Source organism: Novosphingobium sp. 9U (assembly GCF_902506425.1).
Classification (GTDB): Bacteria; Pseudomonadota; Alphaproteobacteria; order Sphingomonadales; family Sphingomonadaceae; genus Novosphingobium.
On the sequence record NZ_LR732469.1, the window covers coordinates 1,937,477 to 1,962,094 of the forward strand.

At 66.8% G+C, this 24,618-nt stretch carries 21 protein-coding genes; 7 read left to right on the forward strand and 14 right to left on the reverse strand.

Annotated elements, in window-relative coordinates:
- Window positions 1-3: 3 nt before the first annotated feature.
- The 4 genes from kdpB to GV044_RS09040 all read right to left on the reverse strand — a co-directional run bounded on the left by kdpB (window position 4) and on the right by GV044_RS09040 (window position 4,727).
- The gene (kdpB, locus tag GV044_RS09025; RefSeq protein ID WP_159868402.1) at window positions 4-2,034 is read right to left on the reverse strand and encodes a potassium-transporting ATPase subunit KdpB; all 2,031 of its coding nucleotides are present in this window, start codon (window positions 2,032-2,034) and stop codon (window positions 4-6) included.
- 11 nt (window positions 2,035-2,045) lie between these two features.
- The gene (kdpA, locus tag GV044_RS09030) at window positions 2,046-3,749 is read right to left on the reverse strand and encodes a potassium-transporting ATPase subunit KdpA (RefSeq protein WP_159868405.1); all 1,704 of its coding nucleotides are present in this window, start codon (window positions 3,747-3,749) and stop codon (window positions 2,046-2,048) included.
- Window positions 3,750-3,762: 13 nt separating this feature from the next.
- Entirely contained in the window at window positions 3,763-3,852 is a 90-nt protein-coding gene (gene kdpF, locus GV044_RS09035) for a K(+)-transporting ATPase subunit F (RefSeq protein ID WP_159868408.1), read from the reverse strand.
- Window positions 3,853-4,178: 326 nt separating this feature from the next.
- A complete protein-coding gene (locus tag GV044_RS09040; protein WP_159868411.1) occupies window positions 4,179-4,727 on the reverse strand; it encodes an MFS transporter in 549 nt (182 codons plus the stop codon).
- Window positions 4,728-4,947: 220 nt separating this feature from the next.
- Here GV044_RS09040 and GV044_RS09045 point away from each other — a divergent pair, with 220 nt between their 5' ends.
- A complete protein-coding gene (locus GV044_RS09045) occupies window positions 4,948-6,738 on the forward strand; it encodes a thiamine pyrophosphate-requiring protein (RefSeq protein ID WP_159868414.1) in 1,791 nt (596 codons plus the stop codon).
- Window positions 6,739-6,768: 30 nt separating this feature from the next.
- On the opposite strand, the gene GV044_RS09050 is transcribed toward GV044_RS09045, so the two are convergent.
- The gene (locus tag GV044_RS09050; RefSeq protein WP_159868417.1) at window positions 6,769-7,023 is read right to left on the reverse strand and encodes a hypothetical protein; all 255 of its coding nucleotides are present in this window, start codon (window positions 7,021-7,023) and stop codon (window positions 6,769-6,771) included.
- A 122-nt stretch (window positions 7,024-7,145) separates the two neighbouring features.
- Between GV044_RS09050 and GV044_RS09055 the strand changes: the two genes are divergently transcribed.
- Window positions 7,146-7,391, forward strand: a complete 246-nt coding sequence (locus tag GV044_RS09055; protein WP_159868420.1) for a hypothetical protein — start codon at window positions 7,146-7,148, stop codon at window positions 7,389-7,391.
- A gap of 153 nt (window positions 7,392-7,544) precedes the next feature.
- Window positions 7,545-8,342, forward strand: a complete 798-nt coding sequence (locus GV044_RS09060; protein ID WP_159868423.1) for a transporter — start codon at window positions 7,545-7,547, stop codon at window positions 8,340-8,342.
- 7 nt (window positions 8,343-8,349) lie between these two features.
- On the opposite strand, the gene GV044_RS09065 is transcribed toward GV044_RS09060, so the two are convergent.
- The 3 genes from GV044_RS09065 to GV044_RS09075 form a co-directional block, all read right to left on the reverse strand.
- Window positions 8,350-9,402 (reverse strand): LD-carboxypeptidase, encoded by a 1,053-nt coding sequence (locus GV044_RS09065; protein ID WP_159868426.1) that lies wholly within the window; start codon window positions 9,400-9,402, stop codon window positions 8,350-8,352.
- 691 nt (window positions 9,403-10,093) lie between these two features.
- Complete coding sequence (locus tag GV044_RS09070) at window positions 10,094-11,947, reverse strand: HAD-IIIC family phosphatase (RefSeq protein ID WP_159868429.1); 1,854 nt, start codon at window positions 11,945-11,947, stop codon at window positions 10,094-10,096.
- Window positions 11,944-13,431: a lipopolysaccharide biosynthesis protein gene (locus tag GV044_RS09075; RefSeq protein WP_159868432.1), complete on the reverse strand. Its 1,488-nt coding sequence runs from the start codon at window positions 13,429-13,431 to the stop codon at window positions 11,944-11,946. Before GV044_RS09075 ends, GV044_RS09070 begins: the two co-directional genes overlap by 4 nt.
- A gap of 226 nt (window positions 13,432-13,657) precedes the next feature.
- On the opposite strand from GV044_RS09075, the gene GV044_RS09080 reads away from it, so the two are divergent.
- Window positions 13,658-14,536 carry an LOG family protein gene (locus GV044_RS09080; RefSeq protein WP_159868435.1) on the forward strand — a complete coding sequence of 293 codons (879 nt, stop codon included), beginning with the start codon at window positions 13,658-13,660 and terminating at the stop codon, window positions 14,534-14,536.
- Window positions 14,537-14,567: 31 nt separating this feature from the next.
- Here the strand turns inward: GV044_RS09080 and GV044_RS09085 are convergent, their stop codons facing one another.
- The 5 genes from GV044_RS09085 to GV044_RS09105 form a co-directional block, all read right to left on the reverse strand.
- Window positions 14,568-15,113 carry a GNAT family N-acetyltransferase gene (locus tag GV044_RS09085; RefSeq protein ID WP_159868438.1) on the reverse strand — a complete coding sequence of 182 codons (546 nt, stop codon included), beginning with the start codon at window positions 15,111-15,113 and terminating at the stop codon, window positions 14,568-14,570.
- Window positions 15,110-16,318 (reverse strand): DUF445 domain-containing protein, encoded by a 1,209-nt coding sequence (locus GV044_RS09090; RefSeq protein ID WP_159868441.1) that lies wholly within the window; start codon window positions 16,316-16,318, stop codon window positions 15,110-15,112. The genes GV044_RS09085 and GV044_RS09090 overlap by 4 nt, the downstream gene beginning before the upstream one ends.
- A 409-nt stretch (window positions 16,319-16,727) precedes the next feature.
- Complete coding sequence (locus tag GV044_RS09095; RefSeq protein WP_159868444.1) at window positions 16,728-20,165, reverse strand: efflux RND transporter permease subunit; 3,438 nt, start codon at window positions 20,163-20,165, stop codon at window positions 16,728-16,730.
- 9 nt (window positions 20,166-20,174) lie between these two features.
- Window positions 20,175-21,392 (reverse strand): efflux RND transporter periplasmic adaptor subunit, encoded by a 1,218-nt coding sequence (locus tag GV044_RS09100; RefSeq protein ID WP_159868447.1) that lies wholly within the window; start codon window positions 21,390-21,392, stop codon window positions 20,175-20,177.
- Between the two features lie 289 nt (window positions 21,393-21,681).
- Entirely contained in the window at window positions 21,682-21,981 is a 300-nt protein-coding gene (locus tag GV044_RS09105) for a DUF1153 domain-containing protein (protein WP_159868450.1), read from the reverse strand.
- A 98-nt stretch (window positions 21,982-22,079) separates the two neighbouring features.
- Between GV044_RS09105 and GV044_RS09110 the strand changes: the two genes are divergently transcribed.
- The 3 genes from GV044_RS09110 to GV044_RS09120 all read left to right on the forward strand — a co-directional run bounded on the left by GV044_RS09110 (window position 22,080) and on the right by GV044_RS09120 (window position 24,029).
- Window positions 22,080-22,343 carry a hypothetical protein gene (locus GV044_RS09110; RefSeq protein WP_159868453.1) on the forward strand — a complete coding sequence of 88 codons (264 nt, stop codon included), beginning with the start codon at window positions 22,080-22,082 and terminating at the stop codon, window positions 22,341-22,343.
- A gap of 84 nt (window positions 22,344-22,427) precedes the next feature.
- Window positions 22,428-23,597, forward strand: a complete 1,170-nt coding sequence (gene mnmA, locus GV044_RS09115) for a tRNA 2-thiouridine(34) synthase MnmA (RefSeq protein WP_159868456.1) — start codon at window positions 22,428-22,430, stop codon at window positions 23,595-23,597.
- A gap of 6 nt (window positions 23,598-23,603) precedes the next feature.
- Window positions 23,604-24,029 carry a hypothetical protein gene (locus tag GV044_RS09120; protein ID WP_159868459.1) on the forward strand — a complete coding sequence of 142 codons (426 nt, stop codon included), beginning with the start codon at window positions 23,604-23,606 and terminating at the stop codon, window positions 24,027-24,029.
- 205 nt (window positions 24,030-24,234) lie between these two features.
- On the opposite strand, the gene GV044_RS09125 is transcribed toward GV044_RS09120, so the two are convergent.
- Window positions 24,235-24,591 carry a hypothetical protein gene (locus GV044_RS09125; protein ID WP_159868462.1) on the reverse strand — a complete coding sequence of 119 codons (357 nt, stop codon included), beginning with the start codon at window positions 24,589-24,591 and terminating at the stop codon, window positions 24,235-24,237.
- Window positions 24,592-24,618 lie beyond the last annotated feature (27 nt).

Consider the following 24,618-nt stretch of genomic DNA (forward strand, 5'->3'; position numbering starts at 1 on the left):
TCCTCAGGCGAGACCTAGGCCGTTGACGGCCAGGTCGATGAGCTTGATGCCGATGAATGGCGCGAACAGACCGCCCAGACCGTAGACCGCAAGGTTGCGGGCGAGCAGTGGCCCCGCTCCCATCGGCTTGTACGTCACGCCCCGCAGTGCGAGCGGCACCAGCAGCGGGATGATCAGCGCGTTGAAGATGATCGCGGACAGGATGGCGCTTTGCGGCGTGCCGAGCCCCATCACGTTGAGCACGCCCAGCCCTGGATAGAGCACCACAAACATGGCCGGAATGATCGCGAAGTACTTGGCGACGTCGTTCGCCACCGAGAACGTCGTCAGCGCGCCGCGGGTCATCAGCAGCTGCTTTCCCAAGCCCACGACCTCGATCAGCTTGGTCGGATCACTGTCGAGATCGACCATGTTGCCTGCTTCGCGCGCGGCCTGGGTGCCGGTGTTCATGGCGACGCCGACATCGGCTTGAGCAAGCGCGGGCGCGTCGTTGGTGCCGTCACCGCACATCGCTACCAGGCGCCCGCCGGCCTGCTCCTTGCGGATCAGCGCCAGCTTGTCCTCGGGCGTCGCTTCGGCGAGAAAGTCGTCGACCCCTGCTTCGGCCGCGATGGATGAGGCGGTGAGCGGGTTGTCGCCGGTGATCATGACCGTGCGGATGCCCATCTGGCGCAGCTCGCCGAAGCGCTCGCGGATACCGGCCTTGACGATGTCCTTAAGGAAGATCGCGCCGAGCAGCCGGCCGTCCACCGCCACCGCCAGCGGGGTACCGCCGGCGCGGGCGATCTCGTCCGTGACGCGGCGCAGCTCGGTCGCCGCGGCCGTGCTGTCCGCGCCGGGATTGGCCTTGAGCACGGCTTGCACCGCGCCTTTCTGGATCACTCGGCCTCCCGTGTTCACCCCGGAGATGCGCGTTTGCGCGGTGAACGGGATCACCTCGGCGCCATCGGGCAAAGCCGCGAGATCGAGGCCGAACGTCTCACGCGCCAGCACCACGATCGATCGGCCTTCGGGCGTCTCGTCCGCGAGGCTGGCAAGCAAGGCCGCTTCCGCCAGTGCACTCACTTCGGTGCCGTCGACAGGACGGAACTCGGTCGCCTGGCGGTCGCCGATGGTGATCGTTCCGGTCTTGTCGAGCAGCAGCACGTCGATATCGCCAGCGGCCTCCACCGCACGCCCGGACTTCGCCAGCACGTTGAAGCGCACCAGGCGGTCCATGCCGGCAATGCCGATGGCCGAGAGCAGCGCAGCGATGGTCGTGGGGATCAGCGTGATCAGCAGCGCCGCCAGGATCGCGACCGGCACGCTGCCGCCGGCATAGCTGGCGAAGGCGGGAATGGTGCCCACCGCGATCAGGAAGATGATCGTGAGGCCGACCAGCAGCAGCGTCAGCGCGATCTCGTTGGGCGTCTTCTGCCGCTCGGCCCCTTCGACCAGCGCGATCATGCGATCGAGGAAGCCTTGGCCCGGATCAACCGTAACGCGCACGCGGATCTCGTCGGAGATGACGCGGGTGCCGGCAGTCACCGCCGAACGGTCGCCGCCGGCTTCGCGGATCACCGGAGCGCTCTCCCCGGTGATCGCGGCCTCGTTGACCGAGGCGACACCAGAGACGACTTCACCATCCGAGGGGATGAGATCGCCGGTCCCCACCAGCACCACGTCGCCCTTGCGCAGCGCGCTGGCGGGCACGTCCTCGATGCCGGCGCCCTTGACGCGCTTGGCAGTGAGTTCCGCCTTGGTGGCGCGCAGCGAAGCGGCCTGCGCCTTGCCGCGCCCTTCAGCCAGCGCCTCGGCAAAGGTGCCGAACAGTACCGTCAGCCACAGCCAAACCACCAGCTGCAGCTTGAAGCCGAGCGCGAGGCCGTCGTTACCGACGACCAGCAGCACTGTCAGCAGCAGTGCGACGATGGCGGTGGTGAACATCACCGGATTGCGGATCAGCTCGCGCGGATCGAGCTTGCGAAAGGCATCGCCGATCGCCGGAACGATCAGCTTGGCCGTGAACATCGATTGGTTTTCGGATCTGGCCATGGTGCAAGTCCTCAGAAGAGCTGGCCGCGGACCATCGCGAGATGATCGGCGATCGGTCCAAGTGCGAGGCTGGGCAGGAACGTGAGGCCGCCCACGATCAGCACGATGCCGATCAACAGCGCGGTCCACAGTGGGCCGGTCGTTGGGAAGCTGCCGGTGGTCTCGGGCGTGTGCTTCTTCGCCGCAAGACTGCCGGCGACCGCCAGCACCGGCACGATGACAAAGAACCGCCCGATCCACATCGCCACGCCCAGCAGCCCGTCGTAGAACGGCGTGCTGGCGGTCAGCCCGGCAAATGCGGACCCGTTGTTCCCCACGGCCGACGTGAAGGCGTAAAGGATCTCTGAAAAGCCGTGCGGCCCCTTGTTGAGCGGTCCGGCGAGGCCTGCTTGGGTCACCGAGGCGGTGGCCGTGAAGCTCAGGATCACCAGCGGCAGCACCGCGATTGCCAGCACCGCCAGCTTGACCTCGCGGCTCTCGATCTTCTTGCCGACGTATTCGGGCGTGCGGCCGACCATCAGGCCGGCGACGAACACCGCGAGTATGGCGAACAGCAGGAAGCCGTAGATGCCGGCGCCGACGCCGCCGATCACGACTTCGCCCAGTTGCATGTTGAACAGCGGGATCATGCCGCCCAGCGCCGTGAAGCTGTCGTGCATGGCGTTCACCGCACCGCACGAGGCAGCGGTGGTGACCGCCGAGAACAGTGCGGAGGCGGCGACGCCGAAGCGCACCTCCTTGCCCTCCAGATTACCGCCAGAGACACCCAGGCTATGCAGCACCGGGTTACCGGCGGCCTCCTGCCAGTAGACGACGGTCACGCCGGCCAGGAAGATCGTCACCATCGCAGCGAGGATCGCCCAGCCCTGGCGCGTGTTGCCGACCGCTTTGCCGAAAGTGTGGGTCAGGCCAAAGCCAATCAGGAAGATCGACAGCATCTGCACGAAGTTGGTCAGCGCCGTCGGGTTCTCGAACGGGTGCGCCGAGTTGGCGTTGAAGAAGCCGCCGCCATTGGTGCCCAGCATCTTGATCGCCTCCTGAGAAGCGACCGGCCCGAGCGCGAGAGTCTGCCTGGCGCCCTCCAGCGTGCTGACCTCGACCGAGCCTGCCAGCGTCTGCGGCACCCCGCTCGCCACAAGGTACAGCGCATAGACCACGCTCAAGGGCAGCAGCAGGTAGAGCGTCAGCCGCGTCATGTCGGCCCAGAAATTTCCGAGCCCGCTCGCGCTGCGCCGCGCGAACCCGCGAAACAGCGCAAAGGCGAGCGCAATACCGGTCGCGGCCGAGAGGAAGTTATGGATTGTCAGCGCCAGCATCTGGCTGAGGTTCGACATGGTCGATTCCCCCGCATAGCTCTGCCAGTTGGTGTTGGTGGCAAAGCTGACGGCGGTGTTGAACGCCAGGTGCTCGCTCACTGCGCCGAGCCCTTGCGGGTTCAGCGGCAGCAGCGCCTGCGCCCTCAGCAGAGCGTAAGTCAGCAGCAGCAACGCCGCGTTGAACACCAGCATGTGCACCGCATAGCGGCGCCACGACTGATCCTCCTGCGGGTCGATGCCGGACAGGCGGTAGAACCCGCGCTCCACCGGTCCTAAAACGGCATGCAGCGGGGTTCGCCGCCCTTCGTACAAGGCGAAGAGCCACAGCCCGACCGGCTTGGTGAGTGCCAGCAGCACACCTATGAACAGGGCGATGAGGAGCCATCCCTGAAGGGTCATGGTCGTACCCTCGCTAGAACCGCTCGGGCCGCGCGAGCACGGCGACGAGGTAGACGAGAAGGCCCAGCGCGGTCAGCCCGCCCAGCCACAGATCGATGGTCATGACGCCCGCCCCTCACGCACGGTCGCACAAGGCGGCATAGCCAAGGCTCGCCGCCAGCAAGGTGAGGATCAGGCCGACCCAGAGGATGTCCTGCATTGTGATGCTCCTGCAGGTCGTCGCCGCGGAGAGCGGCGGCCAGAACCTGCAGTCGATCTATTGAGCCGTTTCACCATAGGAAATCGAGACGAGGAAACCCCGCACCGCGTAGGAATGTCGTATGATTTCGACAGCCGCGCGCCGACCACAACGGTAAGGCGCCTGACGGTACCTCCGCCGGAGCCATGAGCAGCAAGCCGATCGCGACACACGAACGCTGCTGCCGCGACTCAATCGCCCTGCCCGGTCCGGAGTTCATGCTGCCTTGGGTAGGAACCCAGGGTGATGGTCATCCCCAAGGCAAGCAGCATCATGACGACAGAAAGCTGGATCAAGAGATCGTAGCTGCCCCAGGCGTCATGCAATGCACCATAGGCCGCTGGCGCACCGCCGGCTCCCACCCCGAACGCCGCATACTGGATGCCGTAGAGCTCGCTGAAGTGCCTCTGCCCGAAGTAGCGCGCCGTCATGTACGCGACGAGGTCGAACTCGGCGCCCGCGACGAGGCCCAGCGTCACGACCACGCCCACGACGGCCGCGGCGCCCACGTGCGGAATTCCAAGCAGGAGCAGCGCGAGGACAGCGGGGACCACCAGCACGGCGCAGACCAGAGGCGCCCAGAAACGATCGAGGAGATAGCCGGAAAGCACGCGACCGCCGGTGATGCTGAACGCCATGGCCGCCAGCGTGCTCGTTGCCCGCTGCTCGGAGATGCCCCGCTCCAGCAGCAGCTGGAACATATTGGGCACCAGACCGCTGACGCCGAACGCAAGCAGCACCGCCGCTCCTTGTCGTACTCGTACATGTCGATGGCGATGAGGATTGACGCTCCGCTTGCAAGCCTACGAAGAAATACATGGGGCTCAGCATGCTAGCCTGGCCATCGTCCTGAATTCTTGCCCTGGGCGAGCCGTTGCGCCTGCCCTGGAAAGCTGAGCGTCGCGCGAACCGCATCGTGGCCTGGGCGTTGACCCTGCTCAACCGCAGCAGGATTTCCGCATGGCCCGGCTCACAAGTGACTTCTTCGTCGAACGCCTCAAGGCCTGGGGCGTCACTCGCATCTATGGCTATCCGGGCGACGGGATCAATGGCGTGCTGGGCGCACTGCAGCGGGTAGAGGGCACTGCGGATGGCATCGAGTTCATCCAGGTTCGCCATGAGGAGATGGCCGCCTTCATGGCAGTCGCGCATGCCAAGTTCACCGGCGAATTGGGCGTCTGCCTCTCCACCGGTGGTCCCGGCGCCACGCATCTCATCACCGGACTCTACGATGCCAAGAGCGACCATGTCCCGGTGCTGGCGATCGCCGGCCAGGCCGAGTCGACGGTGCGCGGCGCCAGCTACCAGCAGGAACTGAACCTCGACCGCATGTTCGCCGATGTCGCGGACTTCGTGCAGGAGGCCGCCTCGCCTCCGCAGCTTCGCCACCTGGTCGATCGCGGCCTACGCGTGGCGAAGGCGCGCAACGGGGTCACCGTGCTGATCCTGCCCAAGGACGTGCAGGACATGGCGTGGGAAGAGCCCAAGCGCGCGCATGGCTTCACCCGCTCCGGCCCGGGATACTCCACGCCGCGGGTATTGCCGCACGATGCCGACTTGCGGCGCGCGGCCGAAGTCCTGAACGCAGGCAACAAAGTGGGGATCGTCATCGGCGCGGGCGCGCGCGGCGCGGCGGACGAGGTCGTCGCGGTGGCCGAGCAACTGGGTGCCGGCGTCGCCAAGGCGCTGCTGGGCAAGGACGTGCTGCCCGACGACCTGCCCTTCGTCACCGGCGCGATCGGCCTGCTCGGCACCAAACCTTCGTCCGACATGATGGAAGGCTGCGACACGCTGCTGATGATCGGCACCGGCTTTCCCTGGGCCGAGTTCCTGCCGCCCGATGGCCAGGCGCGCGGCGTGCAGATCGACATCGCGCCCGAGATGCTGGGGCTGCGCTATCCGGTCGAAGTGAACCTGCACGGCGATGCCGCAGAGACCTTGCGCGCGTTGCTGCCCTTGCTGAACCAGCAAGCGGACCGCAGCTGGCAGGAGCGCATCATCGCGGGGATGGAGGAATGGCGCGAGACGCTGAAGGGTCGCGCGATGGCACCCGCCTCGCCGGTGAACCCGCAGCGCGTGGTCTACGAGATGTCGCCGCGCCTGCCCGCCGACGCGATCGTCACCTCGGACTCGGGTTCGTGCGCCAACTGGTACGCGCGGGATTGGCAGGTCAAACACGGCCAGCGCGGCTCGCTGTCCGGCGGCCTGGCATCGATGGGCGCGGCGGTGCCTTATGCCATCGGCGCCAAGTTCGCGCACCCCGATCGGCCCGTCGTGGCGCTGGTCGGCGATGGGGCCATGCAGATGAACAACATGGCGGAACTCATTACCATTCAGAAGTACTGGCAGCGCTGGACCGATCCGCGCCTGATCGTCTGCGTCTTCAACAACGAGGACCTGAACGAAGTCACGTGGGAGCAGCGCATCATGGAGGGCAATCCGCGCTTCGAGAGCACGCAGTCGCTGCCCGACGTGCCCTATGCCCGCTTTGCCGAGATGCTGGGGCTGACCGGTATCTTCGTCGATGATCCCGAGGCGCTGGGCGCGGCATGGGATTGCGCGCTTGCGGCGGATCGCCCGGTGGTGATCGAGGTGAAGACCGACCCCGCGGTCGCGCCGCTGCCTCCGCACGTCACGCTGGAGCAGGCAAAGGGCTTCCTATCGTCCATGGCAAAGGGCGATCGCGGCGCGGCGCAAGTCGTGGCGGATACGGCGCGCCAGATCGTCGGAGGGCTTCGCGAGCGGCTTTGAGACGGCCTTGCTTATGCGAGACCCCTCAGGTCACAAGGACTCGCTCTCCACGATGGCTGCCTCGATCATCGCGGACCAGACACCTGCATCACCGGCGCGGGCCATCGCTTCTGAAGGCTCGCGCATCGTGCGCAGCACGGCGTCCGCCTGCTCCAGGTAAGCGCGCCAGGTCTCGTCGACACTGAGCGACGCCGAGGCTTCCACGCCGTCCGCGTTGGCGCTGTGATCGAGCCCGGCCAAAGCGCGTGCGACCCGTTCCGCGAGTGCCGTCGTTGCTACGTCCATGTGCGTCTCCTTACGCGGTGGGAACGGTGCGATGGCGCGGCTTGTTCCCGCTCGGAACGTGCCGGGATCTGCAAGGACCGCTCGTTCGTTCCATGCGCTGACACGCAAGGCAGGAGGGCAGCATGTGGACAGCCACGGACAAGTTCAACGCGGTCGCCACCGGCGGCAAGGAATATGTCATCGTCGAGATGACCGATGTTCCGGAGGGTGCCTCGGCCGATCGGCTCGATCCTGATGGCGTGCTTCCGCGCAAGCACACACTCGAAGATGGGCGCGAGCTCAGCACCGAAAAGGATGGGACGTTCATCCTGCTGGAGACCGATGAGGTGTTGAAAGCGGTCAGCCCGTCGGCGCCTGCGGGATCGTGATACCGCTGCGAGGCGAGCCGACCTCGCTTTGACCATCGGCGGTCGGACAAAATGCCAACCCCGCACGGCCGGGAAATCGGTGTTGCCCAGCTCTGGCTAGGGAACTGCAAAGGCCCTGGCGCTCTTCGCCTGCAAATCTGTGAGGGGTCTTTCATGCGCAAGCTGTTCATCGCCTTCGGGTGCCTCGTCCTGTCGCCATCGGCGGCGTGGGCGCAGGAACGCGAGTATTGTCCCGATCGGCCTGGCATCGGCACGCCCGCCTGCACGATGGCGCCGGGCAAGGCCTCGCTCGAGGTCGGGTTGGGCGATTGGTCGGTCGATGCAGACAGCGCCGAGCGACAGGACGTGTTCCTCACCGGCGACACGCTGCTGCGTTATGGCATCGCCGACCATGCCGAAGTGCAGCTGGGCTGGACCGCGCTGGGCTTTGCCCGCACCCGCGACCGCCTGACCGGCACGGTGGACCACCGCAGCGGCACCGGCGACGTGACCGTGGCGCTTCGCCGTAACCTGGCCAATCCCGACGGCTCCGGCCTCTCGCTGGCGGTGATGCCTTATGTCACGCTGCCCGTCGGCCGCGAGCCGTTCGGCCAGGGCGACTTGGGTGCGGGGCTGAAGGTGCCGCTCTCCTACGAGCTGTCGCAGTCCTGGAGCCTGGCGACGACCACCAGCTTCGATGCGGCGGTGAACGAGGACGGGTCCGGCCGGCACTTCGCCTTTGACGAAGTGGTGGGCGCGCAGCTCGAGCTGTCGAAGGCGGTCAGTGTGACTGCGGAGTACGAGTTCACGCTCGACCGCGATCCTGCCAGCCACCACACCGAGCAGGTCGGCGGACTCTCGCTTGCGTGGCAGCCGGCGGACGACCTGCAGCTGGACCTCGGCGCCAACTTGGGCCTGGACCACGATGCGCAGGATGCGGAAGTCTACTTCGGCGTGTCGCGCCGCTTCTAATCGGCCGTCAGGCGACTACAGGTTCCAGCAGGCGCACGGTCCCGGCGTCGGCATCGATCTCGGCCATGACGCCTTCGGGCATGCAGGCCTGCGCGGCGATGTGCCCGAACGGCATGCCCTGGAACGCCGGCACGCCGAGCGATCCGAAGGCGCGGTCCATCACTTCGTAGACGGTGAAGTTGCCATAGCCCGCCTCGCGCTCGACGCAGTTGCTGCACTGGCCGAACACCACGCCGGCGACCTTGCCGAGGGTGCCGGCGAGTGCGAGCTGCGTGAGCATGCGGTCGATGCGGTATTCGGACTCGTTGGTGTCCTCCAGGAACAGGATCGCGCCGGTGAAGTCGGGGAGGTAGGGCGTGCCGACCAGCGCGGCGAGCACCGTCAGGTTGCCGCCGAGCAGCCGCCCGCGTGCCTTTCCGCCATGGAACGTGCGCAGCCGATTACTGCCGCGCTCCAACGAGAGCAGCGGGTCGGCCGGTACGGTGATCGTCGGCGTCGCGCCTTCGAACGCCAGCGCGTGGAACGCCTGCCACGACTGCGTGTGCCAGGCGCCCGAGGCGTTCGGGCCATGGATGGTGGGAAAGCCGCAGCGTGCCGCCAACGCCATGTGCAGCGCGGTGTTGTCGCTGAAGCCGCTGAACAGCTTGGGATTGCGGGCGATCCGCGCAAAGTCGAGGTAGGGCAGGATGCGCGCCCCGCCCCAGCCGCCGCGCACGCTCATCACCGCGGCTACGGCTGGATCCTCGAACATCGCCTGGAACTCGGCCGCGCGCGTCTGGTCGTCGCCGGCGAGATAGCCCTCGCGCGCCGCGAGGTGGGCGGCGGGCTTGGGAACCAGGCCCACGGCGCGAATGGACTCCAGGATCGCCTCGACGCCGAAGCGGTCGGCAATGAAGCCCGCGGGCGCGACAAGCCCCACGGTGTCGCCTTCACGCAGGCGCTTCGGTCTAGCCGGAGGCTGAGCTTCGGTCCGCGCGGCAGTGCGCGCAGTGAGCTCGGGAGAGAGCGCCCCAGCGGCGAGCGCGCCGAGGACAGCAGTGACGGAACGACGGGTCAGCATGGCGGTATGCTTATCGAGGTGGCGCGCGGGGTCGAGTGCTTATGACGGAGAGAACGCTCTGGGTGCGTTCTCGTCCACTTCGTGCGGCTTCTCGACGGTGCTGCACGGGCTCAGGAGCGTGGGCGGTCGCGACACCCGGTGGTGGGTGGGACAGAGATCAAGCAAGCGGGAGCGCGCCAACCCCTCCCGTTTACACCCGCTCCGCCCAGCCTGAGCTTGTCGAAGGCCGCCCGCATCATCTCGGCCTGCGCGGATTACACGCGTCCTAGGCTGCTTCGACAAGCTCAGCATAGGCGGATTGGAATAAGGACGAGTTGTCACCTCCGCGTTCATATGCTCGTCGCGCGCGCATGGGCCTCAATCACCAGCGGTTTACGCCCATTACCGCCGGACTGAGCTCGTCGCCGCTCCACCGCGACGTGGGAGGTCTACCCGGATCGCGGAGCCACCCGCACCCTCGGCTGGCATGCTTCGACAAGCTCAGCATAGACGGTGTCGAGTCAGGACACGCCGGGTAAAGACGCATGACGTGAGGTGAGGACACGCGGGGTGGGTTAAGGACGCGATATCCGACGCGGCTAGCGGGTCTAGCCGCTCGCTCTCGCATGCGCTTCAGCTACCAGCGGTTTACACCCACGCCGCCCAGGCTGAGCTTGCCGAAGCCCTACCGCGACCCCGAGCCCTCCCAGGATCAAGCCATTGCCTTCCTCAGCATGCGCGATAGCGGCGTCAGCTTCACCGCTTGCTTGATCGGGGCGAGCTGGCTCTTGGGACGGTTGCCGAAGATGGCGAGGCGGCTCAGCTTGCGGCCTTGGCGTATCAAGTCGACCAGCGGCGCATCGGAGGGCAAGTTGGGGCTGACAGTTCGCCTCGGCGCTCCCTCCGCTGCCGCGATGCGTGCGTTAAGGTGGTTGGCGATGTCGAGATAGCCGGTGCGGGTGTAGTGCCGGTCGTCGATCAGACGGCTTGGCGCAACTACTTCGTCGATCGAGACGAACTCCCAGCCCGGCCGGGCCGCGCACAAGGCCGCGGCGGCTTCGTTGTACTGTCGCGCCAGGGAACGGTCAGCCTCATTCATGGGCTTGGCGGCATCGCGAGTGTTTGCGCCCAGGAGGAACAGGTGGCTGGCGTTCACTGCGCAGCGGTCGATCAGGTCGACGGCACGCTCCAGCAAGTTCAGCTTCTGCGCCAAGGACAGGTCGTAGAACGCCGCGCCGTTCAACCACGGTGAGGCCGGGTCATGGTCGATGGCGTGCCCCAGGCCCTCGGGATGGATGCGCACCACCACGCCGTCGCCGGTCACCAGGTGGTGGCCCTTCAGTGCGGCGGAGAGCGAGAGGACCAGGATCTCGCTCTCGGCAAGCTCGTGGTGGAAGGTCGCGTAATCGCGCGGCTCCCAGGCCGGCAGAGCAGGGAGCGCGCGCGAAGCCGCGACCGCGTTCGCATCGTCGAGGATGAAGCCGAAATCGTCGTAGCGGGTCATCACGCCGTGCTTGACGCCGTTGACGAACTCCGCACGGTTGGCGCTGCAGTAGCTGGCGACCGCGGTGAGATCGCAGCTGCCCAGCAGCAGCAGGCGCGGTGCCACGGTCGGTTCCGCCTCATCCTCGCCGACCTGATCGTTGATCCAGTCGACCCGGTCGAACACGATGATGGGGTTAGACACTGGCCCAACCACGTCGATCGCCGGGCTGCCCAGGCGCTCGTATACGTACTGCTCCAACCCGGCGTTCATCATCCGGCACGACCACACGTAGTGCAGCAGGCGGTTCTCGCGCTCGGTGCGCTGCTGCATATAAAAGCCGATCAGCCCGTGCGACCCGTACTTGTCGCTGGCGAAGATGGCGGCGGCGAACACGTCGTGCCGCTGCAGCTGCTCGCGGAATGTGGCGAGTGCGGCATCGCTTTCCAGCCTGACCTTCGTGTAGTTCAGCTGGTTGGAGCGGTTGATCAGTTCGACGATGCGATCGAGATGGCGCTCCACATCGAAGTCGAAGCGCAGGCGGATCTCGGACTGGCGCAGGAAATCGACGTTGCTGAGGTCGCTTTCGGCCTGTTCGACGACCTTGCGTTCGAGCTGCTTGTACTGCTTCAGCCGGGTGTGCTCGGGATCGCTCTTGCCGCGCGCCTCGGGGAGCGTGAGCAGCACTGGCAGCACATCCTGCGGGTAGGCGACCATCATGGTGGGGAAGCGAAAGCGCGCTTCCTCGATGTTGATCGAATTGTCGTCGATGAACAGCACGTTGTCGGGCCGCAGGTTCGCCTGATCGATGATCTGGGCGATCTGGCTGCCCTTGGCGTTCCAGGACACCTTCGGGAAGATGAAGCTGTCCCAGATGCCCGCTTCTTCCAGGACGCGGCGCACGGGTTCGGCATCGTTCTTCGACACGATGGAGGAGACCACCCCGCGATCCGCCAATGCGCGAACGATCGCCAGGTTCTCCTCGATCAGGGTGATCGGCCCTTCGGAGAGCGTGCCGTGCCAGAAAGTATCGTCGAGATCCCAGATGACGAGCTTGATCGTCGCTGTCGGCACGAAGGTCATGTCGCGGCTCCTTCCTGTGCGGCGGGGGTCGGCTCGGTGCTGCGGCGATTGGCCCAGAGCCGGGCCGCGTCGGCGAGCAGCTTGCGGTCGGTGACCAGAACCGCCGCGCAGTAGGTCACAGCCCCTAGACACACCAGCAGCACCAGCCGCCAGATCGGTGCCAGATCGTGCGGGAGCGCGTGGCGCAGCGCATAAGTCGCCGCCAGCATCGCGCCTGCGGAGATCGCGGCCGCCACGGCAGCTTTGGCGCTGCGCAGCGCGGAGATCCCAGCCACCCGCTCCAGGTAAACAAAGCCGAGCGGAGTCGCGATGGCGGCGCGCACAATGTAGCCGACGGTGGCGCTCACCAGCCCGAACGGCGCGAAGGCCGCGGCGCAGAGCAGTGACAGCGCGCACTCCAACGCATTAAGGTAGAGCACGTGGCGGTAGGCACCGCGCGCGATCAGCACGCTGCTCTTGAAGTTGGTCAGCGGGATGAACAGACCGACGAAGCACAGCATCGACAGCAGCCCGGCGCTGGTGGCCCATTGCTGGCCGAACACCATCGGCACCACGTCCGGCGCGACGGCGGAAAGGCCGACGAACATCGGTACCACGAAAATGGAGGAATACCGCAGCAGCGCAATGTACTCGTCCTCAAGGCTGCGCCCGGCGTGAATTGCCTTGGGCAGCGTGGTCATTGCCACGTTGGCGATCGGGCGCACCACCAGTTCGTAAAGCAAGTCGAGCATGCGCCAGGCGATCCGCAGATAGCCGAGCGCGACGGGGCCGAGGAAGAACCCGACAACGAGGTCCACGAGCCGCTGGTTGCCCGCGCCCAGCACGGAGGAGATCGCGATCGCCGAGCCTTGGCGCAGCTGCACCGCCATGTCGCGCGGGTCGATGTCGAGCGTCGGTCGCCAGCGGGTCGCCACCATCATCGCCGCCAGGCTCCACACGGTGGCGACCAGACGCTGCGCAACCAGGGCATAGACGCCCCACCCGGTCAGCGCCATGCCCAGCGCGACCAAGCCGCTGACCACGGTGGCGGTGGTGTTGCGCAGGGCCAGTTGCTTGAACTGGAAGCTGTGGCGCAGGATCCCCTCGTAAACGGCTCCGATGGCGTAGAGCAGGCAGATCGGCGCCAGCAGCAGCATGACCTCGCGCAGATCGGGCGTCTCGAATGCGCGCGCCATCAGCGGTGCGGAGAGCGCCAGGATCGCCGTGAGCCCCGCGCCCGAGATCAGGCTGGCGAAGAAGCCGGCATTCATCGTGCGCTGGTCGAGTTCGCGGCGCTGCACCAGGACTTCGGTAATGCCGCCACGGCCGATGAAGTTCAGCAGGTCGATCACGGCGGTGGCGATCGCGACCACACCAAACGCCGCCGGGCTCAGCGTACCGGCGAGGACGACGAAGACTAGCAACTGGAACAGCGCCTGACCGGCGGCGCCGCCCATACCCCAGATCACGCTGCCCAGGACCTTGTTCCCGCTGGCGCGAGTCACGCCGGGCGCCCTGAGATGGCGTGCAGGGGCTGGCGACGGGGCGCGGTGTTCATGGGCCGTGTTGTACGGGAGCCCGTCTCGACCACGTAGCGAGGTTAGATCGACTGCGGACCATTTCTCGCGAGTGCAGCATGGCAGCGCGGCATCGTCGTGGATGGCTTCTGATCGAATGCACCGCAACCGATTTGACCTCGACGAGCCTCGCAGCAATCCCCATCTGGCGGCGATGACTGAACCTGAAGACAAAGAACTCACCCACCGCCGTTTCTACAAGGCCGAACAGGAGGCCAGCTTCGCCGGAGCGCAGGGCACCGGCACTCCGCAGACGCAGGATCCGGCCTACAAGCTGGCATTCCTCGACTCCGAATTCCTGCTGCGCGATGAGCTGCGCCCGGTCCGCTTTCAGCTTGAGCTGCTGAAGCCTGAGATGCTGCTTGAGGAGGCCAATATCGGCTCCACCCTGGTGATCTACGGATCGGCGCGCATTCCCTCGCCCGAGCACGTCGATGCCGTGCGCGCGACTGCCACCACGCCCGAGCGCGAGAAGGTGGTCGAGCGGCTGATCGAGAAGTCGAAGTACTACGAGGAAGCACGAAAGCTGGCCCATACCGCGAGCGCCTGCGCGATCGTCGAGAAGGGTATGCGCCAGTTCGTGGTGTGCTCCGGCGGCGGCCCCTCAATCATGGAGGCGGCCAACCGCGGCGCGACGGAGGCCGGTGCCGAGTCGCTCGGCCTCAACATCGTCCTACCGCATGAACAGGCGCCCAACCCCTATGTGACGCCACACCTGTCGTTCCAGTTCCACTACTTCGCGCTGCGCAAGATGCACTTCCTGCTACGTGCCCGCGCGGTGGCAGTGTTCCCGGGCGGCTTCGGCACGTTCGACGAGTTCTTCGAGCTGTTGACGCTGATCCAGACCGGCAAGATGAAGCCGATTCCGATCCTGCTGTTCGGCAAGGACTACTGGAACCGGGTGGTGAACTTCGAGGCGCTGGCCGAGGAAGGGGTGATCAACCCGAACGACACCGACCTGTTCCGCTGGTGCGAAACCGCCGAGGAAGGCTGGCAGCACATCGTCGACTTCTACGGACTCGAATGCGGGTGACGCGCCTCCCTTCCCCCAGCTCGGGGAAGGATCAGCGCGGCAACCGTTCGTAAAGGTCGATAGCCCGGCCCTCGGCATCGGGGATGGCTGCGTATGTCGAGAAGCCGAGTTTCGCGGCGACCCGGTGAGACGCGGCATTTTCGTGTTCAATCATGGCGACGATGCGCGCGGCGCCGTGCGTCACATCGAACCACGCCAGCGCCGCCTGCATCACCTCGCCAGCGACCCCCTTGCCGCCCCAGTCGGAGCGCACGATCCAGCCAGCTTCGGGCTGATCGTCCATGCGCGGATCGAGCCCGCGCCAGGAGTGGAACACGCCCATGCTGCCGATCAGTTCGTCGCTGCCATGCGCGCGAACATAGAAGACTCCGTAGCCATAGAGGCTCCACGAACCGGCATTGCGCATCAGCCGCTCCCACTGCGACTGCGGCTCGGCACGGGCAGGGCCGAGGAAGCGGCGAGTCTCGTCGTCGGCGATCAGGCGGCACAGCGGCTCGACGTCCTGCGGCCCGCGCGGGCACCACAGCTCGAAGCGCTCTGTGGTAAGGAGCGGCGCGGTGAGGAGGGGTTGGCTCATAGCCAGCGTTCTACCGCATGGATAGCGAGGCCGAACAGCCCGCCGACAAGCGTGCCGTTGATGCGGATGAACTGCAGGTCGCGGCCGACCGCACCCTCCAGCCGTTCGGTGACTGTGCGCGCGTCCCAGCGCTTCACCGTTTCGGACACGATCCGCACGATCTCGTCACCATAGCGCGAAACGACACCGACCAGCGTGCGGCGGGCGAAGCGGTTCAGCTGCAGCTGCAGCGCCGGGTCCTTGCGCAGCGCCTCGCCCAGTTCGCCCAGCATGCCTGAGATGCGCGAGCCGAGCGCCGTATCGGGGTTGCGCGCGGCGTCGATCATGGCGTGGCGTAGGCGCTCCCAGACGCTCTGCCACCAGGCGCCGATTGCCGGGTTGGACAGCAGGTCGAGCTTGGCGCGCTCTACCTTCAAGCGGGTGGCGGGATCGTGGGCCAGCTTGTCGGCGAGCTCCTCCAGCATCGATTCGACCTTCAGCTTGAGCGGATGGTCAGGCTGGACGATCATCTCCGCCATCAGCTTGTAGAGCCCGTCGAGCACGGCATTGGCCAGCCGCGTGTCGAGACCGGCGAAGCGCATCAGCGAGTTGGCACGTTCGCTGATCATGGCGCGCACCATCTCCTCGTTGGCCTCCAGCGCGTGGCCGGCCCAGCGGATCGCGCCTTCGAGCATCGGCAGGTGGCGGCGGTCGGCGATGGCGGCGCTGAGCATCTGACCGAGTAGCGGGGCGAGCTCGATCTTCTCCAGCTGGTGCACCAGCCCGGTCCGGACCTGGGTGCCGAGGCGCTCGGGATCGAGCGATTCGAGCACGTCGGCAAGCAGGTTAGCAGCGCCCGCCCTCAGGCGAGATTGGCCGCCCCGATCGGGATCGGCAAGGAACGTACCGGCACTCGCGGCAAGGTTGAAGGCGGAAACGCGGCGAGCGACCACCTGAGGCGTGAGGAAGTTGTCACGCAGGAACACCGCCATGGTGTCGGCGATGCGGTCCTTGTTGGTGGGGATGATCGCGGTGTGCGGGATCGGCAGGCCGAGCGGGCGGCGGAACAGCGCGGTCACGGCGAACCAGTCGGCGAGGCCGCCCACCATCGCGGCTTCGGTGAAGGCAATGGCATAGCCCCAGGCCGGGTGCGCGCCGCGTGTGAGTTGCAGCGCCACGAAGGCAGCGGCCATGAGCAGCAGCAGCCCGGTGGCGGTGCGCCGCATCGTGCGCGCGCGGTCCGGGGTGGGTGTGGCTAGAGGGTTCAAACGGCTGAAGCCTGTAAAGAGAAACACGCGACGTGTCCCGCACTCACTCCGTCACCCTGAACTTGTTTCAGGGTCCATCTCGCCGCACGCGCGGTGCTTTGCCGCGGTGAACCGACGCAGATGCTGGTGGCACGAACCTCCGGGCACGGGCGCACGATGGATCCTGAGACAAGTTCAGGACGACAGGTCTTGGCCACGTCGTCCCGGCCTTGACCCGGGACCGATTCCGGCAGCGATGAACCTCTCGTGCCGCGTTCCATCACCGCGCGAATTCGCGACATGCCGGAACCGGTCGCGGGTCGAGCCCGGGACGACGCCGGTGGGAACGATCTTGCGCGGCTCGTCATCCTCATCCGCCGCTTAACGCCTACTCGGCGGGAAGGGTCCCTTCGCCGTGATGGCGAGGTGCGGGTCCGTGCGAGTGCGTAGGGTCGTAGGTCAGGAACGTGCGGCGCAGCTTGGGCCCGATTCGCTTCTCGAAGCCATCCGCCAGGCTGAAGGCGGCCGGCACGATCACCAGCGTCAGCATGGTCGAGAGCAGCAGCCCGCCGATCACCGTCAGGCCCATCGGCTGGCGGAATGCGCCGTCGCCCGAGAGCGAGAACGCCGTCGGGATCATGCCCGCGGTCATCGCCACGGTGGTCATCACGATCGGCTGCGCGCGCTTGCGGCCAGCATCGATGATCGCCTCAACCTTCTCGACCCCGCTCTCCATCTCCTCCAGCGCGAAGTCGATAAGGAGGATCGAGTTCTTGGCGACGATGCCCAGCAGCATCAGGATGCCGATGTAGACCGGCATCGACACCGGCTGGCCGACGATGGTGAGCGCCAGCAGCCCGCCCAACGGCGCCAGCAGCAGCGAGGCCATGTTTACCAGCGGCGAGACGAACCGCTTATACAGCAGCACCAGCACCGCAAAGACCAGGAAGATGCCGCTGACCACGGCGACGATGAAGCTGGAGATCATCTCGCCCTGCCACTTGTCCTCGCCGACGGGGTCGTTCGACACGCCGGTGGGCAGGTTCTTCATGATCGGCAGCTTGGCGATCGCCTCCATGATCGGGCCCTTGACCTTGCCGGGGCCTAGGTCTGCGCCCACGAAGATGCGGCGAGACTGGTTGTAGCGCTGGATCTGCGTCGGACCAGCGCCGAACTTGATCTCGGCCACGCGCTTCAGCGGCACCGAGCCGCCGCTCGCCGTGGGCACCGGCAGGTTCTCGATCGTCGAGAGATCGCGGCGCGAATTCGCCGGCAGGATTACGCGGATCGGCACCTGGCGGTCGGTCAGCGAGAACTTGGCCGCGTTCTGGTCGATTTCTCCCAGCGTGGCGATGCGAATCGTCTGGCTGAGCGAGGCGGTGGTGACGCCCAGTTGCGCGGCTAGGTCGAGCCGCGGCACGACGACCAGCTCGGGCCGCTTCAGGTCGGCGGCGATGCGCGGAGCGACCACGCCATCGACGCCGCGCATCTGCTCCACCAGCGTCTGCGCGGCGGCCTGCAGCTTCACCGGATCGCTGCCCGACAGCATGACCGAGATGTCACGGCCCGAGCCAAAGCCGCCCGACTGGGTGGCGAAGGTCACGCGCGCGTCGGGAATCTGCTGAAGCTGCGGCGCCAGGCGGCGTTCGAATTCGATGCTGGTGCCGTCGCGCTCCTTGGCGGGCTTGAGCGCGATATAGAGCGTGCCGTTGCCCTCTCGTGCCGCTTCCATCACCAGCGCGACTTCGGGCTGCGCCTCGATCAGGCGGGTGACGCGGCCCGCGACGGCGGAGGTCTGCTGAATGGTGGTGCCCGGCACCATCTCGATGTTGACGCGGCTGGTGTCGGAGTTGGTGTTGGGCTGGAACTGCTGTGGCGCGCCCGCAAGCAGCGCGAAGGTGACCACCAGCGCGTAGACACCGGCGCAGAACGCAAAGAAGCGGTGGTCGCGCATTCGGGCGGCGATGCGGTCAGACAAGTAGCGGTACCAGCGCCCGAACGTGCCCATCGAGCCGAAAAAGCCGCGGAACAGCTTGCCGCCGACGATGACCACGAACGGTACCGCCACGGGCGCGACCACGGCGGACAGAACGAACGCGGTGCGGTCGAACCCGATCGCGCGCAGCCCCAGGTCTACCGCCTTGAAGGTGAGGTAGGCCAGGAAGATGCCGAGGCCCAGGATCACGATCAGCAGCACCAGCCCGAGCGGGTAGAACCAGCCCTGCGACGGCGCACGCTGCACCAGCGCGCGCAGGCGGCGGCTCTCGCGGCTGTCGAGCGTCCAGGTGAGCACCCGCAGGTACATGTCCATGGCGCGGCCGCCGCCGTGCTCGGCATGACCTTGCGCCTTCAGGAAATAGGCCGCCACCATCGGCGTAATAATGCGCGCGACGGCAAGGCTCATCAGCACCGCGGCAACGACGGTCAGGCCAAACGCCTTGAAGAACTGGCCCGGAATGCCCGGCATCAGGCCGACCGGCAGGAACACCGCGACGATCGAAAACGTCGTCGCGACCACCGCCAGGCCGATCTCGTCAGCCGCGTCGATCGAGGCCTGATAGGCCGTCTTCCCCATGCGCATGTGGCGCACGATGTTCTCGATCTCGACGATGGCGTCGTCGACCAGCACGCCCGCGACAAGGCTAAGCGCCAGCAGCGAGAGGAAGTTCAGCGTGAAGCCCAGCAGGTCCATGAACCAGAAGGTCGGGATCGCCGACAAGGGTATCGCCAGGGCCGAGATCGCGGTCGCGCGCCAGTCGCGCAGGAACAGGAAGACGATGACGATCGCCAGCACCGCGCCTTCGACCAGCGCCTCCATCGAGCTGGTGTACTGGTCGCGGGTGTAGTCGACCGTGGTGAACAGCTGGGTGAAGTGGACGTTGGGATTGTCCTTCTTGATCTGGTCCAGCTTCTTCATCGCCTCGTCGTAGACGGTGACTTCGGAAGCCCCGAGCGCGCGCTCGAACCCGAAGGTCACCACCTCGCGACCGTGCAGCTTGGCGATGCGGGTCTGCTCGGAATAACCGTCGTACACATGGGCGATGTCGGCCAGCTTGACCGAGCGGCCGCTGCCCAGGTTCACCTGCGTCTGCGACAGCGCATAGGCGTCGTCCGCATTGCCCAGCACGCGCACCGACTGGCGGGAGCCGGCGATCTCGGCCTTGCCGCCAGCCGCATCGGTGTTGACCGCGCGCAGCACGTTGTTGACGTCGCGCGCGGTGACGCCGAGCGACTGCATGCGGTCCGGGTCCATGACTACGCGGATCTCGCGGTCGACGCCGCCGTTGCGGTCCACCTTGGCAAGGCCCGGCACGCCCAGCAGGCTCTTGGCGACGGTATCGTCGATGAACCAGCTGAGCTGCTCCATCGTCATGTCGTCGGCACTGACCGCGAAGTAGCCGATCGAGCCGCCGCCGCCCGCCTCGATCTTGGTCACCTGCGGCTCGAGGATACCTTCGGGCAAGTCGGAGCGGATCTGGTCGACCGCGTTCTTGACCTGGTTGGTGGCGACGTCGGGATTGGTGCCGACATTGAAGAACACCAGCGTCTGCGAGCTGCCTTCGGACGCGGTCGACTGGATGTTGTCGATGCCCGGGATCGAGCGGACCGAGCCTTCGACGATCTGCGTGATCTGCGTCTCGATCTCGCTAGGCGCGGCGCCCGGCTGCGAGACCTGGATGATGACGCCCGGAAACTCGACGTCGGGCATGTTGTTCACGTCCATGCGACTGAACGAGACAAGCCCGGCGATCACCAGCCCGATGAAGAAGACGATGGGGATGATCGGATTGCGGATCGACCATGCCGAGAGGTTCTGAAGGCCCATGTGGCTGGCTCAGCCGCCCTGCTCGACGCGGCGCGCCTTGACCTTGTCGCCAGGGTTGAGGAAGCCGCCCGCCCGCAGCACGACCTGCTCGGTGCCGTTCAGCCCCTCGACCACGGCGATGCCGCCGGCGGTGACGAGGCCGGTGCGCACGGCCCGACGCTCGACCCGGCTGTCCTTGCCGACGATGTAGACGAAGCTGCCCTTGTCGTCGCTAAGGATCGCGGATTCCGGCAGGCGCGGTGCCACCAGGGTGCCCGAGGCGATGCGTGCGGTGGCAAAGCCGCCGGGGCGCAGGCCCGGTGCATAGTTGAGCGCGATGCGTGCCACGCCCTGGCGGTCCTGCTGGTCCACCACCGGCGAGAGCTGCCAGATCTGTCCGGCGAAGGCACGGTCGGTGCCCACGGGCGTCACGTCGGCGCGCACGCCGACCGACAGCTTGGAAAGATCGTCCTCGGACAGGCGCGCGGTCATCTCCATCTCGCCGCCCTTGGCGATGCGGAACAGCACGCCCGAGCCGCCGGTGACGACCTGGCCGGGTTCGACCGCGCGGGTGAGCACTAGGCCAGCCTCGGGCGCAACGATGTTGAGGCGGTTGTTGCGCGCGCGGGTTTCGCCCAGCTGCGCGCGCGCGACCTTCACCCGCGCGTTGGCAGCGTCGCGCGTGGCGGTCAGGCGATCGATGTCGGCCTTGGAGATGAAGCCGCGCTGCACCAGGCGCAGCGCGCGATCGAGGTTGGCCTGCGCCAGCCGCGCGTCAGCGGCGGCGACATCGACTTGCGCGGCCAGGCTGGCGGCCTGCTCGACCTGCACGGAGCGGTCGATCACCGCGAGCGGCTGTCCCTTGCGCACCCAGTCGCCCGCGTCGACCAGGACGCTGACGACTTGGCCGCCCTCACCCACCGAGCCGACCGGCATCTCGCGCCGGGCCGCGATCGAGCCGGTGCCGGTGATCTCGCCGGCGATGGACGCGCGGCCGGGGGTGGCCACGCTGACCACGGGGACTTGCGTCACCGCATCGGTGCCTGCCGGCTTGTCGGCGCGGGCGTGGAGAATGAACCAGATCGCGATCATCGCGATCACCGCGGCGCCCACGATCAGCCAAACGCGACGGCCCGAGCGTGCGTCCTGCTCGTCGGCCACGTCGTAGACTTCGGTCACGTGCGTCGTGCCCGCGCTGCCATTCGCATTCATGCCGGTCGCCGTATCGATCTTGGCGTCGTAGTTCATCCGCTGCCACCTGCGCGGGCCGGGATGGTCCCGAACGCCGCAAAGCCGACGCGCATGGCGCACAAAGCGCCGCCGCTGCCGGCATTCTTCCCTCGTGGCGAGCCATATACCTGCGCCTTTCGGGTGGCAAACGGGAAGTCAACGCGTGGCGATACCCTCGTCGCAAAGCCAATCGGCCGTGCCTTTTGCGCCACGTGCTCAGTCGCGCCAAGCAAAACGGCGGCCCACTCTGCGTGCGACCGCCGTTCTTTTCACTTCATGTGTCCCGCAACTGCGGGACAGTGAACGATCAATACTTCTGCTGACGCTCGTACAAGTCGCGGTAATGCTGGATGCGCGTCACACGCAGGCCCTGCATGCCTGAGCGGTCCACCGCGCGCTGCCACGAGGCGAACTCTTCCAGCGTCAATTGATATCGCTCGCACACCTCGTCGATCGAGAGCAGCCCCCCGTTGACGGCAGCGACGACCTCGGCCTTGCGGCGCACGACCCAGCGCGTGGTGCTGGGCGGCGGCAGGCTGTCGAGAGTGAGCGGTTCGCCGAGCGGGCCGATCACCTGCGCCGGACGGATCTTCTGGTTTTCGATCATTGTTACCCTCGTCCACCGGTTCTGGTTAGGCCGGCGACGGCTGAGGCTATGGCCCCACCTGACTTGCGATTGCCTAAATCGTTTGGGTTAACGGACCTGTGCCGAACGGGAAAAGCGGCGAGGCACGCGGCGGCGAACTCGTCGAAGCTGCCGCACATGGCGACCGCCTCTGCCCGATTTTCCCTGGCGAGCGAGGCACTTGCCTCACGCGAGGCGACCAGCCGGGCCAGCAGATCGGGCCAGCGCGGGTGAACGACGTGCAAAGCCTGCACGCCGGCATCCGCGGGCAACCCGCCGCCATCAAGGTCGAACGCCAAGTCCATGGGCGGCGCTGTACCACCGGCATGGTCAAGAGGAGGTAAAGGCGGAGTTTACTTGCTGTTCAGCATGTTCAGCGCATGCGCGAACGTGGCCACTTGGCGCGAAAAGGTTTATGGGCGGCTGCAATGACCCTTGCCCCAGACCTTGCCCGGCTCGACTTCGCCGACTTGTTCCAGCTGCCCGAACCCCTATCCGCCCGGCGCATCGTCGTCGCCATGTCGGGCGGCGTCGATAGCTCGGTGGTGGCGGCGCTGGCGGCCGCAAGTGGTGCCGAGACGATCGGCGTGACGCTCCAGCTTTACGACTATGGGGCCGCCACCGGCCGCAAGGGCGCGTGCTGCGCGGGCGACGACATTCGCGATGCGCGCGCGGTCGCTGACCGGCTCGGCATCGCCCACTACGTGTTCGATCACGAGAGCGCCTTTCGCGAGGAGGTGGTCGAGCGTTTCGCCGACGACTACCTCGCCGGCCGCACCCCGATCCCGTGCATCCGCTGCAACATGGGGCCCAAGTTCACCGACTTGTTCGCCATGGCGCGCGATCTCGGCGCCGATTGCCTGGCCACCGGGCACTACGTGCGCCGCGTGCTCGGCCACGCCGGACCAGAACTGCACCGCGCCGCAGATCCCTCGCGCGACCAGAGCTATTTCCTTTATGCGACGACGGAGGCCCAGCTGGACTTCCTGCGCTTCCCCCTGGGCGGCCTGCCTAAGCCCGAAGTGCGCCGCCTCGCCGAAGCGGCGGGCCTGCGCAACGCCGCCAAGCCGGACAGCCAAGACATCTGCTTCGTGCCCGATGGCGACTATGCCAAAGTCGTGCGCCAGATCCGCCCCGAAGGCGAGGCGCCGGGCGCCATCGTCCATGCCGAGACCGGCGCGACATTGGGCGAGCACCGTGGCGTCATCCACTACACCATCGGCCAGCGCCGCGGATTGGAGATCGGCGGCCAGCCTGAGCCGCTTTACGTCACCGGCATCGACGCGGCCGAGCGCCGCGTCCTCGTTGGCCCACGCCGCCTCCTTGCCGTGAGCGCCGCGCGTCTGGTGGAAACCAACCGCATCGGCCCGCTACCCACCGGTGCGCTGACCGCCCCCTTGACCGCCAAGGTGCGCTCGCTGGCCAAGCCGGTGCCGGTCACGCTGGAAGGGCCGCTCGGTGAGGGCGCGGAAACGACGATCCGCTTCGCCGAGCCGGAATACGGCGTCGCGCCGGGGCAGGCGGCGGTGATCTATGCCGGCGACCGGGTCGTGGGTGGCGGGTGGATCGAGGAGACTACAGCTGCGGCCTCGATCTAGCAGACCATGGCTTACTTCAGCGAATTTGCACGCCGGGTGCACTTGCAGGAATGTCCGCCCAGCTTGTCCGATCTGGCGCGAGCAATGGAAGCCTCCTGGGACCGCCTGACGGCGTATCGAGGCATTTTCGACCCGAACAACCCAGCCGGCGGACAATGCTACCCGACGTCTCGGGTCGTTCAGTGGTTCTACCCCGGCTACGAAGTCGCATCCGGTGAGGTGTGGACCGGCTCGTCACTCGAACGCCACTTCTGGAATGTCAGAGATGGGAGTGACGGCGTCGACCGGATTGATCTGAGCTGGCAGCAATTTCCGGCCCGGTCCGTCATCCGCAACTTCGACATCCTCCGACTGGGTCCCGCGGACGACGGTCAGAGAACCCGTGATCGATGCGCCTTGCTGCTCGAACGGGTCCTCACCCGCCTGGGTTGAAGGTCGGCCGCCGCTATCCTCATCATCCAATCGTCACCCTGAACTTGTTTCAGGGTCCATTTTTCCAATAGCGTGGAGCTACGATCAGCAAACCGACGCGGCGTCGTGCGCAGCGACTTCTGGCCCAGCCCGGGCGATGGATCCTGAAACGAGTTCAGGATGACGGGGTGCTTGGTTGCGGACGTGGTGACGAGCACCAAGCCGCTCAATCCTTCCACGCATCTTGCACGCACCCGGCTTCCGGCGACCAGCGCGAGGTCTGCTCGGCGAGCAGCGGCACGCTCGCCGTCAGGCTGCGTGCGCCGGCATCTTCGTGCAGGCCGACCCAGTTCTGCTTGATGCCGGGGTCTGCCTGGCACGATGCAAGCGGGCGACCGGCGGCGAAGCGGCACAGGCAGGCGGTCTGCGCCGCCACCGACGCGCGCACCTCGGCAGCGGTGCGCATGCGGGTCCAGAACCAGGCAGTCAGCGCCAGCGCGACCACCAGGCCAAGGAGCAGCAGATTTCGTCCCCAGCGCGCTGGCTGGCGGGTCCGCATTTCTGCTGTCTGACCTGTTGCCATCGCCCCGCGCCTCGCACATCAACCGCG

Coding starts and splice junctions, on each gene's coding strand:
- kdpB (WP_159868402.1), bottom strand. CDS start 2,034: ATGGCCAGATCCGAAAACCAATCGATGTTCACGGCCAAGCTGATCGTT.
- kdpA (WP_159868405.1), bottom strand. CDS start 3,749: ATGACCCTTCAGGGATGGCTCCTCATCGCCCTGTTCATAGGTGTGCTG.
- kdpF (WP_159868408.1), bottom strand. CDS start 3,852: ATGACCATCGATCTGTGGCTGGGCGGGCTGACCGCGCTGGGCCTTCTC.
- GV044_RS09045 (WP_159868414.1), top strand. CDS start 4,948: ATGGCCCGGCTCACAAGTGACTTCTTCGTCGAACGCCTCAAGGCCTGG.
- GV044_RS09050 (WP_159868417.1), bottom strand. CDS start 7,023: ATGGACGTAGCAACGACGGCACTCGCGGAACGGGTCGCACGCGCTTTG.
- GV044_RS09055 (WP_159868420.1), top strand. CDS start 7,146: ATGTGGACAGCCACGGACAAGTTCAACGCGGTCGCCACCGGCGGCAAG.
- GV044_RS09060 (WP_159868423.1), top strand. CDS start 7,545: ATGCGCAAGCTGTTCATCGCCTTCGGGTGCCTCGTCCTGTCGCCATCG.
- GV044_RS09065 (WP_159868426.1), bottom strand. CDS start 9,402: ATGCTGACCCGTCGTTCCGTCACTGCTGTCCTCGGCGCGCTCGCCGCT.
- GV044_RS09070 (WP_159868429.1), bottom strand. CDS start 11,947: ATGACCTTCGTGCCGACAGCGACGATCAAGCTCGTCATCTGGGATCTC.
- GV044_RS09080 (WP_159868435.1), top strand. CDS start 13,658: ATGACTGAACCTGAAGACAAAGAACTCACCCACCGCCGTTTCTACAAG.
- GV044_RS09085 (WP_159868438.1), bottom strand. CDS start 15,113: ATGAGCCAACCCCTCCTCACCGCGCCGCTCCTTACCACAGAGCGCTTC.
- GV044_RS09090 (WP_159868441.1), bottom strand. CDS start 16,318: ATGCGGCGCACCGCCACCGGGCTGCTGCTGCTCATGGCCGCTGCCTTC.
- GV044_RS09095 (WP_159868444.1), bottom strand. CDS start 20,165: ATGGGCCTTCAGAACCTCTCGGCATGGTCGATCCGCAATCCGATCATC.
- GV044_RS09100 (WP_159868447.1), bottom strand. CDS start 21,392: ATGAACTACGACGCCAAGATCGATACGGCGACCGGCATGAATGCGAAT.
- GV044_RS09105 (WP_159868450.1), bottom strand. CDS start 21,981: ATGATCGAAAACCAGAAGATCCGTCCGGCGCAGGTGATCGGCCCGCTC.
- mnmA (WP_159868456.1), top strand. CDS start 22,428: ATGACCCTTGCCCCAGACCTTGCCCGGCTCGACTTCGCCGACTTGTTC.
- GV044_RS09120 (WP_159868459.1), top strand. CDS start 23,604: ATGGCTTACTTCAGCGAATTTGCACGCCGGGTGCACTTGCAGGAATGT.
- GV044_RS09125 (WP_159868462.1), bottom strand. CDS start 24,591: ATGGCAACAGGTCAGACAGCAGAAATGCGGACCCGCCAGCCAGCGCGC.